The organism is Psychrobacter pacificensis (assembly GCF_900101915.1).
GTDB classification, from domain to species: domain Bacteria; phylum Pseudomonadota; class Gammaproteobacteria; order Pseudomonadales; family Moraxellaceae; genus Psychrobacter; species Psychrobacter pacificensis.
Genome location: NZ_FNAL01000035.1, coordinates 1 through 13,881, shown reverse-complemented (window position 1 = coordinate 13,881; position 13,881 = coordinate 1). Strand labels below are relative to the sequence as shown.

Below are 13,881 nucleotides of genomic sequence, written 5' to 3'. Positions count from 1 at the left end.
TCACTATCCGAAAATGGTGGGGCTGGAGAGACTCGAACTCTTTTTGATATAACCTAATATAAATCAATGAAAAATTAATATAATAAAATCATATATTTATGTTTTTGCATTTAGATTGATTTAAATAGTTTCGGCATCAAGTGCGACAAAAACTGCGTCAAATAAAATTAATTATCTGCGGCTGCAAATCGTAAATTACCAGCTACACGCCGGGCCCATCCGCGACCAAATGTTTGCCATGTACGTAATCGTGTATAAAACTCGATGCGCTCTGCGTTGAATAGAAACACAACATCGTTTTTATCCATTGCTGCCACTGCCGCTAATGTACGCGGTCCAATGATGCCGTCATCACTCGCACCGATAGCGCGTTGTAAAAACTTAACAGCATTGCGGTTGCCGTGGTTGAATGCTGCATCAACTACTTGCCAAGCAACAGCACGCGGCAACTCGTCACCTTTCACCGCTTGCCAATACGATTTGTCAGCAATCGCTTGAGCTGTGGCTTTTGGCAAACTACGCATGGGTCCGTTATAGCCGTGAGCGCGAGCCACACGTTTTGTTACGCCCCACATCGTCTCACCGCCAGGGTCGTTTGGATGGTTGACATAGCCACCCTCATGCTCCATCAATCTGTTAAACAGACTCTCAAAAATACTCATATTTTCCCCCAAAAAAAGCCCCAATTAAGGGGCGTGTTTATTGCATTTACTTGGCACTTTGCGTACTTGCATATATGCGCTGTATCGAGTGACAAGCAGTAGTGACAATATCCAAGCCACAAAACCCAAAAACCTTGCAAGCGTATAACCCCAATGCCCCTGATAACCCACCGTGTGCAGTGGCGGATATGACGTAATAGCTGATAAAGCCAAAAAGCCATATACCGCCCAACTTAAAGCCCCTGCACACACTAAAGCCAACTCAAGTATGGGCGTGTAAACGTTATCATCAACGACGCGCATACGTGTCAGCATTACAGCTAAACCCAAGATGACAGCACAGACTGCCATTGTTAAATCAAGATAGATTGGCGCTATCATCATTGCCTCCTTTTTTGTAAGCTGTGTCAATTTGAAAATCGCCATCTACTGACGTATCTAGACCTGTGCGTTTGCGTACCGCCTGATTGAGCGTCTTGTTTATGCGTTTTTGGTTGCTAATCCACACCATCGTACCTGCTACAAGTGGTGCGCTAAATAGACCTGCTAATAGTGCAAACAGTGGCAGTGCCTCGGACTGAGCCTCGCTAAACGAATTAACCGCTAAGCTCAGCGCTACGCCCACAAATACGCCAATCAATGCTTTTGCAAGCCTCGGATAATAAAAGCTCTTGTCGATCTCAGGGATTTTGACAAAAGCGGCGCATAGTCCGCCAGCGATGGCAAAGACCCAAACGCCCGCCCAGCTCAGCAAAAAAGGCGCGGGTAAAACACGAGACTCGATAAGCTGCTCGGTCGCCCATGCGCTAATCGGGTATGATGCAGCTAAGGCAGCTATGCAAGCCCACCATAGCTGCCAAAACTTGATTTTAAGCATCGTCCCTCCTCAAATTTTAGATAATAAAAAACCCTCGTTATGAGGGTTGTTCGGTTGTCCATTCTGCTTCTACCCAGTACCACGGTTGCTCGTAATCAGGCGGTGGTGTTAATGTAAAGTCCAAACCCTCGCTAATATTAAGCATGGCCATATCAGGTGGTGAAACTAATTTATGGCTAAATTTTTTATCTACTGTTTTATATAAGAATATTGTTATCATTTTTTAGCTCCACTAACCATTAATGACCGCGCTTTAATTTTTAAAGTTATTTCGTCCTCGTCTGTATCAGCTGCTTGCGCTGTTACCGCATAACGTCTGTTTCCCGTTGGTGGCGCGTCAAGCAAAGTAGCAAACGTTATATAACTCCTAGTTATTCTGCTTTCATATAGAGGAGTTCCTGCCGCACGGGCAGCGCTAAATGAAATAGTTCTTAATACCTCGTTATCCCTCTTTAGTCTTAGTATTAATGTTGCTCCATCGCGATCTCCGTAATCAGACACCACCAATGACTCAAAACCAAAGCTGACAGCGACAGACCCACCCTCTGGATTTAAATCAACACCAGCTATCTCACTTTCAGTTTTTGCAATATTAAAAGTATCTAGCTGTTCGGCAAAGTACAGCCCTGACGCTGTGACTGCATAATCATTAATCTGCAACGTATCAACCGCAAGATTTGCAATCTTACCTGTCGTCACTGCTAAGTCGTCAATCTGCGCTGATTTAATAGCCCCCTCAACGACTTGTAGTGTATCAATCGAGCCACGAGGCGCGTAAAAGTCACGCATATAAGTACCAGCAGGCACTTGCACCCCATCAATGTTTTGCGGCGTGGTTAGCACCATAAATGGGCTATCACCGTTTACATCGTTGGGCTTGCCAGACGGTGCTGAGATGCTAAATCTATCAGCTCTCACATCAAACGTACTAAACCCATCTTTTTGCAACACAAGGCCAAAGCCGACAATCTTACCACCTGCGTCCACCTTGATAGTGTGTTGCGCTCTGACGTTATCCTCAACCTCTTTAAAATCCTCAAGTAGCTTTTTACGCGCATTTAGCTGCCCCACTTGGTCAGCAATAACCGCCTTTTGCGCTGTTAAGTCATCTTTAGCCGCCGTCATATCGGTTATAAGACTGTTGTACTCAGCCTGCAAGTCAGAGTCGGTTGCGGCATCACGCTTAGTGGTAAGCTCAGCAATTTTGGTTGTATAGCCGTTGATCTGATTGGTTAAAGCCACAGATTGCGCATTCAGGTTAGTAACATCTTCATCAAGCCTAGCCTTTGCAATCTCGTTCTTTAGCTTCTCAGCATTGCCGATACCGCTAATAACCTCCATCGCCGTTTTTTGACCCTCAACCACAGCTTCAAAGTTTGCAAACTGTCCTGATATTGAGCCAAACTCATCGCTAAACGCACCGCTGCCCTCAACTAATGAGGCAAGATTATCAGGCTCTAGCTTCTGATTGGCTTCATCTGCTGCGTTCTGAGCGTTGTCAACAGCAATTTTTGCAGCATTAACAATAGCAGTGTTAAGCTCGGCGCGTTTAAAATAAACATCATCAAACTTGCTGTTAAAAGTCGTTCTAACAATAGTGCTTGTAACGCTCATATCAGTAAGTTTGGGTGTGATATAACTAACTAGCGCGTTGTAAGCTGTCGTGTATGCGCTTGACGACACATCATATTTTGCAGCACGAGCAAGTAAGTCGGTATGTGTCCGTTGCATATCGTCAAATATCAACTTCACTTGCTGTTTTTCAACAGCCGTTAACTTGCTGTCTGCTGCAATCTCAGTTAGAGATGATAGCGCTGCGTCTGCCGCGCCTTGTGCTGCCACCGCCTTGTCGTCTGCTGTTTTAGCTTCTGCTTTTGCAGTGTCGGCAGTGCTTTGGGCAGCTACCGCTTTGGCGTCAGCAGTGTCAGCAGCAGCTTGAGCATCGCTTGCAGCTTGTGCAGCATCGGTTGCCGCTTTGTCAGTGACAACAACCCATGTGCTACCATTCCACCGTTTTGGTGTATTTTTACCTCCTCCTGTATCAATCCATAGGTTCTGCGCTAATTGACGTGCGGCTGCTGGAGTCTGCCATTGATAGATAACCTCACCTTTGTTGCCCGCTAATGCCGCCGCATTGTCAGCAGCTTGCTGGGCTGCGGAACTTGCATCAGCGTTTGCACCGCTAACCGCTTGCAGCTCAGTAACTTTAGCAGCCAAGCCAGTATTGGGTGTTGAGATAGCAATATCAATATCTTGTATCAGACCATAGTTAGCGCCAGTTTCTGCGTACAACTGCGTGATGTCAGCAGCGATAGACTTATCTTGCTCAGCTAACGTAAACAGCTCATTTGTAAAATTAGCATTACTATCAGCAAAGTCAGATTGCAGGTTAGTAATACGTTGATTAGCTGCGTAGTTATCAGCGGCAACCGTTTTCCAGTACGTCCACTGACGACTACGTGACGCATCAGCGTAGTGGTTTTTGTCAGCGTAACGTGGCTTATAGTCAGCAATGATGCCGTCTAGTCTTTCGCCTTGCGCGATAAACTCATTGCCTACGTCCTCTTGGTAGTTTATAAACTCAGTATTAAATTCTGAAATAGCAGACCATGCAGGACTGACAATGGGCGTACTGTATTCAACCTTAGTTGGATTTTTGTACGTTATTTTGCTGCGTGTCCATACGTAGTCACCCTTTTCAAACTCAGGTGGGCTAGTTGTCCACGTGGTCGGCATAGTTGAGGCTGAGTCGCTAACGCCGTATTGTTCAACAATGTTGTCAATACCTTGACCTGTATTACCTTTGTCTCCTTTAATTAACGTCCATTTGTATAGGCTAGGATCAGTGCTGTCTGCCTGAGTGTTGTCTGTGTATTGTCCGATATACGTCTTACCAGTCGATACAGTGGTGCTAAAACCTTGCGTTCCATCAGCGCTAGTTGCATACGCAACGTGAAAATAAGGCGTCAGACCATCAGCACCTTTTGCTCCTTGTATGCCTTGCGAGCCATCAGCACCCTTAATGAGTGACCATTTATACTTGCTAGGGTCGCTACTGTCGTCAGGCAGGTTATCGACATACATACCGATATAAGTTGCGTTGGTAAAGTGACTGGTAGAAAAGTTTGCACCTGTTGCGCTTGTTGCATACGCCAAGTGTGTATAACTAGACTCGCCATCAGCGCCCTTTGGCCCCTGAATGCCTTGCTCACCTCTTGGGCCTTGTAGTCCATCTATACCATCACGACCTGCCGCGCCTTGCTCGCCCTTATCACCTTTTGCGCCAGTGATATTTGTGCCGTTAACACTAGGTTTGTAAGTCACACTGCCGTCTGCGCCTACTAGCTTGGTGCGGCTGAACACGTACTTTGACTGCTGCCAAGCAGGTGCAGTGGTCTGCCAAGCGCCGCCTGTCGGCGTTGTTGCACTGCTAGACAGGTAATACTCAACGTCAGCGCTCTCTAACACTCCATCAATGCGGTCATTAACATCAGTAATCGCATCAATCCGGTCTTGTACCTCCTTGCTAATATCTCGCTTATTGATGGCAATATCGTCAATCTTGCTCGTTAAGATGTCGTTAAGCGATGACTCGTCAATCTGCCCCTGTATCAAGTCCATGACTTTATCAGCACTGGCGTCTGTCGTACCAGTTACCCAATCTGACCACTCGGACTTAAAGCCCAGCTTATCAACCAAACGCGCACGATAAGACTGTGCCAAGTTACCTTGTAAGCCTGTCACTGTATGTGTGTTGGTTGGGTAGCTGTACTGACCAAGCGTTGCTACATTGACGTTTGGTGCTGATCCAACCTGCACCTCTGTATAATCCGCATCGCCTGAGCCACTCGCAAAGCCCCATTTTAACGACATACCAAACAGTACGCCTGTGGCTGTCAAGCCTACCACTTTAGGCGGTAGCCCAACTTTACCTGCGATTGCAGTGAGCGTTGATGTTGTCGGTTTAGATACCGCGTCAAACGCGCTGACAGCTCGCACACGCGCAAGATAATTACCGCTATAAATGCCATCTACCTCTGCTGATATGTTGCCTGTGCGCGGTAACTTAATCCAATCGCCATCGTCTTTACGCCATTCGACATCGTAAGCGACTGCGTCTTTTACTTGGTCCCAAACAATTATCAGCGTAGTGACCGTTATGCCTTGGTTTACTTGATGGCGCGATTCAATCGTAACGTCGTCTGGAGCGGCGATAATGTACGGGTTAAACGGTGGCACGGGTGGGCGCGGCTCGATGATCGTGCCGTTATCAATCTGCGGGTACAGCCCTGCATCATACTGCAATGCGCTGTATGTATATTGCGTCCTATCGTCATTCTCTGTGATTGATAAGACGATAAACGGCATCGTCGGCAGCTCATCGCTATCAACTGCCCACACGTTTTCCGGCGCGGATGGGTCAAATGGTGCTTTTACCGTGATGTTGCGTCCCGATACGCTCAATATCTCCCGAGTTTGCGCGCGACCAGACTCAAGGTTGACGGTTAAGCGGTCGCCGGTTGTTGCAGGGACATCGTCACGATCCACAGTGATAACCGTGCGGTCAGCGTTGACAGCAGATATACGCCCGCCGTTATTAGCGCCAGTAAACATCATGTCAGCAATATCAACGCGGCTGCCAACGCTTGGTAGTGCGCCGTCCAAGCCCATTGCAAAGTTAACTGTCTGCGTGCGGATTTGCTCAGAGAGTAACGCGGCCAGTCCTGCGCGGTACGCTTGCCCCTCGCTGGTACAGCCGACAACGGGCATCTCAAGCGGATTAATGCCGTATTTTGCGATAGCGCGCTCATTGCGTACCGTTACATAATCGGTCTCATAATTGTTAGCAGGATTTGACCACGCTACCTGCACGAGCGTGTGCCTATCATCTATCGCCGTGCCTGATTTGTTAAATGCGCCATCGACCACGTTTGCACGGGTGATGACATAATCAGCGTCACGCGGTGTATCTGCATCGAGTACGATCTGTGAGCCATCCCAAAACGACATCCCGCGAAAGATAGCGGCGATATGCTGCAATACTTGATATGCTTGCTCAGATTTTTGCAGATACAGATTGCACGTAAAGCGCGGCTCAGTGCCGCCTTTGCCGTCATCGACTGGCTCATCGCAGATGCGCGCAATGTGAGCAATCGCCCATTTATTAATCATAAACGGCTTTAAGCGGTCGCCAAGGCCATAGCGATCATTGGTGATCAGATCGTAATACACCCACGCTGGATTGTTGGTATAGGCTGTTTTAAACGTGCCATCCCATATACCGGTGCTGGTACGAGTGGCGGCATCATAGTTGCTCGGCACTTTAAGATAGCGCCCGTACATCTCAACCGCGATTTTTGGCATACTGCTAAACGTGCGCGCATCAAATGATAGATATAGCAGGGCGGTGTGCGGATAGCGCAGCTTTGCGTCGATAATCTCAGCGATGCTGTCTACGCGCATATCGTTAAATAAGCGGGTATTGTCACCGTCTGGCGTGATTTTGCGCACTCGGATTTGCCAACCTTGCTGGGCGTCAGGCAGGGGCACGTTATGCGTGCGCTGGTAGCGGCCTGATGTCTTTGCGCGGATGGTTTTATCTATAATAGTGGTATAGCCGCCGCCGTCGGTCTGTACGTCAATTGCATAATGTACCGCGGTGCCTGTCACGTCACCGTTGTCACGAGCATGAGATAAACGTGACCAGCTCAAATTGACATTGACGCTAGATAGTTGGGTGTTGACGACAGAGCGTACCCACGGCGTGCCTGAGCGCAGTGGGGTGTTGATGCCAATCTCACTACTGAGATTTGGCAATCCTGCGATATGTGTCTGATCAACTGTGCCGTGGCGTATCTCCCACTCGACACTGTCAAAGTTGGGGTTGCCATTGACATCGACCAGCGGCGTGCCGTCAAGCAAAATGCTGGTCGCGCCGTCCACCAGGCCTTTAACTTCGCCCTCGCTTAGTGCGTATAGAATTTTGACTTTGCTGATAGATGCGTGATCGTCTGGTGCGATGGTCGGCGTGCGCGGCTTGTCACCTGCTTTTGCGCCTTGTATTAATAATGACATTACGTATCCTCATTGACGACTAACATGCTAATTACTGAGCCGCCCCATATATAGCGACCATAGCCGACTGCCACGCAATTACCCTCGGCGACTGTCGTGACCGCACCGCCAAAAGCATAGCTCGGTTTATTGCCGTCTGGGTCTTGCGGCTCGATGCTGGGACGCGGCATAAGCAGAGACGCGGCGCCACCAAGCACCATTCCTGAGCCTGCGGCAACTAAGGCTGGCTGCCCCAAAAAGAAGCCTGCACCGACAAGTGCTGCTCCCGCAATCACTTGCACCCAGCCGAGCGCATCACCGCCTGCACCTTTAATCTTTGGCACAATGCGTATGACTTTAGCGCCTGTTTTCATCTCGACTTCGGTTGCGCTGATGTTGCTATCATCATTAAACACGGCAAAAAAAAGACCGCTCTCATGGGCAGTCATCATAAACTTTTTAAAGCCTTCGATTTGATAGCTCAGCGCCTCACACGCCTCCCGCGGCGACTCGACGGCTAAGTCAAAAGATTTGCCGAATTTATCGGCCAATATGCCGTGTAGCTCGATGCGTCGTAACATAATTGCCTCACATTAGTGATTGATGGCGGATAATAACAGCCGTGCGCTCCTGCCAAATGTTGCCATATATCTCACGGCGAGCACGGCGCAGGTAAGGGTGGTGCAATACCAAATGATCACCCACAATCTGCTCGGACGGCTCTGATGTTAGCTGCCCATCATCGCCAAGATAGATAAGCGCGTGGTTGACATGCTCGGTGGGCTGCACACGGCACAAAATGACATCATGACGCTGCAAATTATCGACCTCGACAAAGCCCTGTGATTTAAAGTTGCTAGTGTACAAGTCTTGATTACTTGCATCCTCCCACCAACGATCGACGCGCTCAAAATTATCGAGGTGTATATCCAGCTCACGCGCATAGTAATCACGTACGATACTGTAGCAATCGAGCACGCCGTGGATATACTCACGATTAATCAGCGGGGCGACGTAGGGCAACGGCTCATGCACTTTTATGTCAATCTCAGGGTATGCTGCAATCACCCATGGTACGCCGTGTAGCGGCATTTGCAGCCTATCAAATGTGGATGGCTTGGTACTACCGTCTGGGTGGCTGTGGACGATGGCCTCGATTTTGCCCGTCTGCTCGGCACGGACGATATCACGCGGGTCGATGACAAACTCACTGTCGCTGTCCGCGATGTTTTGACACTCGATGTATTTGCGACCCACGATCACGCCGCAGGACTCACGCGGGTAGCAGGCCGCCGCGTGGTTGAGTATCACCGCTTGCGTCTCTTTTAAAATATACATATCGCTCCTTATCAGCGCCCTAGCATGGATGCCGCGGGGAATCCGCCAAACGATAGCGGCTCATGCTCACCAAAGCGCAGTTTGCAATCACTCAGACGTCCGCCGCATTTATCTTGTGCTGGGTCATCCGTGGGTGTGCCGTCCTCGGTAAACATCGCAGCGCCCGTATAGCCGCAGGACTCGCCGCGGTACTTGCCTTTAACCGCCCAATCGCAATATTTGGTAATTGTACGGCTAGGTATCATCTTGCGCTGTGCCGTCAATGGCGTTGATAACTCAAACGCGACTGAGCTGTCTTGCTCGTTAAGTGACTCGTGTTTTTTTTGATTGACTGTCCAATACTGATCTGTGTATTGCTGAGCGTCGGCAGATGGGTTGCCAGCGCTAAAGTTTGTCGCGTCTAAATGTTTTGCTAATACGTGTATGACACGTAGCTGTGCGCCGACAAAGTCGCTGTAAAACGCGCATAGTGCTGTCACTGCACCATTGATGCCGTCGATGTTGTTGCCGATGACGAGGCTAGGCGCGGATGGTGTACCATCACCGCGCATCTCAAGGCCATCGGTTTGGATAGCAACGGGTGTGTAGGTTTGACCCGCCCAAATAATATCGCGTCTTACGATTGGCTCTTTGCCTGTACTGGTAACTCGATACGTGCTGTCTGCAAACTCGGCTTTGTTTGCAAACTTAAACAGATACTCCCAGTCCTCGCGGTTGACGTGACCATGCCACCGCATGACCCCAGCGCCCAAAGCGGTTGCATCAAGCTCATATAAAGTCACAAGCCCTGATGCTGACAGTTTTTGCAAGTCTGATGTCAGCATATATTACTCCAATGGCTCAATCGGCTCGTCAGCAGCAATCTCGTTTAAGCGCAAGTCAATCCAACGACCATCAGGCACATCCATTGGCTCGTCTAAATCGGGGACAAAAGTAAATGTCTCCATGCTAAAGATACGTTTATAGCACTTGAGAGAGATAACACCATCCGTCTCGTTAAGTGTGACCGCTACTTTAGGATTGCCGTTAATGTCTTTAGGTAGCTCGATGTACCAACCGTCTGTTGATAGTCCGCTCACAGTGTTGATCGTGTAGTCGCCCACACCGTTTTTGACAAACGTGACATCTTGCGACGCTGCATCATCGTTTAGCTCAACTTTGTCAGCAAATACTTTAACGATTGGCGAAGCAGCTTTGATAAAGCCGTTTGCGTCTTTTGTTGTGTTTTTATCAGTTCTTGGTTCAGACCAAGGTTGCCACGCCCCAGTATAAGTCGATGTGCGCCAAACAAAGCCCGCAACGTTTTGACCCCAAGCAAATTGAAATCTTGAATTGCCATTGCTTATAGCACCAATTTTTATCGTCATTACAGTGATATAATTATTTGTTAGCTGTGGCGGTGAATTTATCGCCGAAGTCCTCCAAACTGTTCGTATATCACCGCCCTGTAAGCTGTCTAAATCAGACGCAGGCGCAGTGGAAGAGAAAACTTCTGGAGAGCTGCCAAGTGCTGCTGCTAGTATATTTTCAGCAAGCGGTATCTGCCCCGTACCTGTACCCACTAATCGACTTGCAGCATTATTTTGGTCGCTAAAGTTAGCGCGTGTTTTGAGCCACATTACATGCTCATTGTCACCTGTTTCATCTTCTGGTACGCCATTGCCTGGATCTGGTAATTGAATAGCCATATTTGTCTCCTAAACGCTCATAAATTGCTCAAAATTGAGTGTGATTTGCCAAAAGTTGCCCTTGCGCTGCGGTATTGATACACCCGCGCACGTGTATTGTTTGGTGTTGCCGTGAGGGTCGGTCCACTCAAACGGTTTGACACCTGCATGATCGTCTAAAAAATCTAATATCGGTGCGATGACCGTATCCCAGTCGCCCGTTTTGCTACCAGACCAGACACGGCGTTTGTTATTGATACCGATAGATGAGTGCTGGGCGTAGCCATCACCAAACTGTGTACGATTGACGCGGTATTGGGTATCGAGTGTCGCGCCCATATCCATTTGCCAAGGAAATGTTTTTATTGCCATATGATCGCCCACTAAAAAGCCCACTGAGTAGTGGGCTTTTGGTTGATTAAATAAGTTTAAAGTGTAGGTAGTAATTGAAAGTTGCCGTTCATGTCGCCGCGTATGCGATATTTTTTGACATCACCTTTATTGAGTGTTATATCAACGGCGTCAGTGGCAGATGGGCATAGCCCACGTGACGTATCAAACGATAAGATATGTCGGCCGCTTGGCACGTGCATTGTCGCTGATTCAGACGGTCTCAAGCTCGCTGTTTGTTTGCCATCAACAAAAATATACGTGTTACATGCTGAGCCAAGTAAACCACTGTCGCGTGTTACAACGACGGTCGCAGTGTCAGCTGTTGCAGTGTCATATAGCATCGGTGTAACTGCAACAGAGGAGGTTGTAGGCTTGGTCGAGCAAGCGCTAAGCGTAACTGCAGCAGCGACAGCAAACAAAATCTTGATCATAATATCCCCCAATTGGCAAAATATTATAATACCGATTTTTGTTGGCTGCGTCTATCAGCGCCGCTGGTACTGTCTATCGAGCATGCCGTTTGGCCGCATCATTTTTTGCACCTGCGTTGTGACTGCGGCGGCGAGTCCTTGGCCGATTTGTTTGCCGTATTGGCTATCAGACTGTACCGAGGATTTGCCGTCCATGGTGACTGAGACGTTGACGTTGATGTTGCCAGTGGTGCCGCGCTCATACGTTCCATTGCTCATTGCCTCAAGCTCTGGACGGTACTTACGAGTAGTAGCCGCATCACTAACGTGTTCTCGGCCATGCACATAGCCGACAATCTGATCTTCTGGCGCGTCTCCTGTGTAACCACCAGAGCGATAACCAGGCAGCTCAAGCGTCATCGATGAGGCGGCGCTAATAATGCGCCCAAACTCAGTTGCGATAGTTGCAGCGCCCGCAAGTTTTTGCGTCAGCGTTGCGCCCTCTGCCATTGCATCGCCCCACGCTTCATACATATTAAGCCCTGCAGAGGCCATAACAAAGACTTGCTGAGCGTCAAAACTAAGACGATAAAAGGCATTTTGCTCGCCCAGCATTGTTTTGAATGACGCTGCAAAATTACCCGCTGTTTGCTCGGCTTGTGAGAGAGATAACTGCGTTGCGGCAGTCTCAAACTCGCGGCGGGCGTCATACTTGGCTTGCTCGGCTTGCTTAACGGTAGCAACCTCAGCGTCAAGCGCGTCTTTTATGACATCGAGCCTTGTCTGATACTGCTGTACAAGGGCAAAGTTTGCGCTAGTGCCGCCGAAGTCCGCTTGCTGCGCGGCAAACGCATCGCGTGGCCCTTTTTGCAATTGATTGGTTTCGTATATTTGAGCGCCTGCCATTGCATTACGTAATGATGATTTTTGACTATCATCAATGTCCGTGCGTTGATCGAGTGCACGGCGCTGGTCAGCATAAGACTGACGCAGCGAGGCTAAGCTAGATTGGCCAATACTAGTTAACTGACGTAACTCACTCTCAAACGCATAGCGACGTTCATCAAGTGCCAATTGCTCAGCTTGATTGAGTGCATCAATCTTAGCTTTGCGTAGCTGCTCATCCATGTTAATTGTTAACTGGATTTCGCGGCGCTCAAGCGCGTACTGATTGCGAATACGTTCAGCATCTGTTTGCTCAGCTTGCTGTGCGTACTGCATCTCGCGATCATGATTTAATTCAAGCTGATTGAGCTCGTATTGGGCCTTTTGCCTAATTAAAGCTAAAGCTTGATTACGGGAGTCCTCTGTCAACTCAGTATCACGGATAACTTCGGTTGCTCGATACATTGCATTTTGAGCAATGATTTCGCGTTCAGACCGCGCAAAGTCACCGAAAGCCGCTAGTTTTTTGGCTTGTGTATCTTCGTAGTTTGCTAGTTCAATAGCTGCACGTTGTTTTGCATCTTCAACGAAGGCAATGCGTTCATCTTCATTAAAGCCACTGGCATTAATCTTTTCGATTTTGTCAGCCAGTTGCATCTCAATGCGCGTCGCTTGATTGGCATACTCTAAGCGAATAGCTTCACGTTGTTGAGCTTGCTGCTCAAGGATGCGTAATTGTTCAGCAGCTTGTCGTTCCATCAATGAGGTTTGTGCTGAGATGTTTCCAGCTATATTAACGCTACCGTCCAAGCCGCCCTGCATGTATGCAAGATACTCTTTAACTTTTTTGACGTAGTTTTGAGTCTCTTTGAATGGTGGGATTTTATTGCCATATTTGGCAACATTGCCTTCTCCAGCATTGTATCCAGCAAGCGCAAGGTCAACGCTGCCAAACTTATTCATCAAAAAGCTGAGATATTTAGCAGCTGCTTCAGCAGATTTGCCAACGTTTGACTCTTGACCTCTTATGCCAAAGCGATCAGCAGTCGATGGCATAAACTGAAACGCGCCAGATGCACCAACTGGACTGCGAGCGTTTGGGTTGCCTCGTGACTCTTGCATACTTACTGCTGATAATAGTCCAGTTGGTAAGCCGTATTGTTGCTCTAAGTTGCCATAACTAAACTGTTTTGCTTGGCCCAATACTTTGCTATTTACTGCTTGAGCCTGAATACTTTTTACAGTTGAATTCGCGGCTTTCTCAGCAGACTTAGCAGCTGCTTCAGCAGCTTCTTGTTGGGCTTGATACTGCTGACCTGTGATGCCAAGTGTGCGATTTAGATTAGCCTGTCTCTCATTTAACTGCACAACTGAGCTAATTGTCTGACTTGCTGTACCGGTACCTAACTTATCTATACGGTTTAATTGATCAGCAGATTTTAGCCAGATGTTTGATATATCACCTGGAATCTCTGCAAAGATTTGGGCAGCAGATCGATTATTTTCTAAGAAGTTTTGGCCCATCTGAAAAAATGCGAACGGGCTATCCCAGTCAACGCCATTGCCTAACTGCGCTACACCAGCAGCAAATCCGC

12 protein-coding genes are annotated in these 13,881 nt (G+C 48.3%); all 12 read right to left on the bottom strand.

What is annotated here, in order from left to right:
• Window positions 1–167: 167 nt before the first annotated feature.
• A complete protein-coding gene (locus tag BLR43_RS12750; RefSeq protein WP_093071377.1) occupies window positions 168–662 on the bottom strand; it encodes a glycoside hydrolase family 108 protein in 495 nt (164 codons plus the stop codon).
• Window positions 663–686: 24 nt separating this feature from the next.
• A complete protein-coding gene (locus tag BLR43_RS12745; RefSeq protein WP_143007450.1) occupies window positions 687–1,046 on the bottom strand; it encodes a hypothetical protein in 360 nt (119 codons plus the stop codon).
• On the bottom strand, window positions 1,021–1,539 hold the full coding sequence (locus tag BLR43_RS12740) for a hypothetical protein (RefSeq protein WP_093071375.1): 519 nt from the start codon (window positions 1,537–1,539) through the stop codon (window positions 1,021–1,023). Before BLR43_RS12740 ends, BLR43_RS12745 begins: the two co-directional genes overlap by 26 nt.
• 37 nt (window positions 1,540–1,576) lie before the next feature.
• The gene (locus BLR43_RS12735; RefSeq protein WP_093071374.1) at window positions 1,577–1,759 is read right to left on the bottom strand and encodes a hypothetical protein; all 183 of its coding nucleotides are present in this window, start codon (window positions 1,757–1,759) and stop codon (window positions 1,577–1,579) included.
• Window positions 1,756–7,614: a TipJ family phage tail tip protein gene (locus BLR43_RS12730; protein WP_093071373.1), complete on the bottom strand. Its 5,859-nt coding sequence runs from the start codon at window positions 7,612–7,614 to the stop codon at window positions 1,756–1,758. Before BLR43_RS12730 ends, BLR43_RS12735 begins: the two co-directional genes overlap by 4 nt.
• Window positions 7,614–8,174: a tail assembly protein gene (locus BLR43_RS12725; RefSeq protein ID WP_093071372.1), complete on the bottom strand. Its 561-nt coding sequence runs from the start codon at window positions 8,172–8,174 to the stop codon at window positions 7,614–7,616. The genes BLR43_RS12730 and BLR43_RS12725 overlap by 1 nt, the downstream gene beginning before the upstream one ends.
• Window positions 8,175–8,181: 7 nt before the next feature.
• Window positions 8,182–8,931, bottom strand: a complete 750-nt coding sequence (locus BLR43_RS12720) for a C40 family peptidase (RefSeq protein ID WP_093071371.1) — start codon at window positions 8,929–8,931, stop codon at window positions 8,182–8,184.
• A gap of 11 nt (window positions 8,932–8,942) precedes the next feature.
• Window positions 8,943–9,755 (bottom strand): phage minor tail protein L, encoded by an 813-nt coding sequence (locus tag BLR43_RS12715; RefSeq protein WP_093071370.1) that lies wholly within the window; start codon window positions 9,753–9,755, stop codon window positions 8,943–8,945.
• A gap of 3 nt (window positions 9,756–9,758) precedes the next feature.
• Entirely contained in the window at window positions 9,759–10,619 is an 861-nt protein-coding gene (locus BLR43_RS12710; protein WP_093071369.1) for a phage tail fiber protein, read from the bottom strand.
• Window positions 10,620–10,628: 9 nt separating this feature from the next.
• Window positions 10,629–10,970, bottom strand: coding sequence for a phage tail protein (locus BLR43_RS12705; RefSeq protein WP_093071378.1), 342 nt, complete (start codon window positions 10,968–10,970; stop codon window positions 10,629–10,631).
• A 56-nt stretch (window positions 10,971–11,026) separates the two neighbouring features.
• Complete coding sequence (locus BLR43_RS12700; RefSeq protein ID WP_093071368.1) at window positions 11,027–11,422, bottom strand: hypothetical protein; 396 nt, start codon at window positions 11,420–11,422, stop codon at window positions 11,027–11,029.
• A gap of 54 nt (window positions 11,423–11,476) precedes the next feature.
• Window positions 11,477–13,881: transglycosylase SLT domain-containing protein (locus BLR43_RS12695; RefSeq protein WP_143007449.1), on the bottom strand; the 2,405-nt coding region annotated here is incomplete at its 5' end.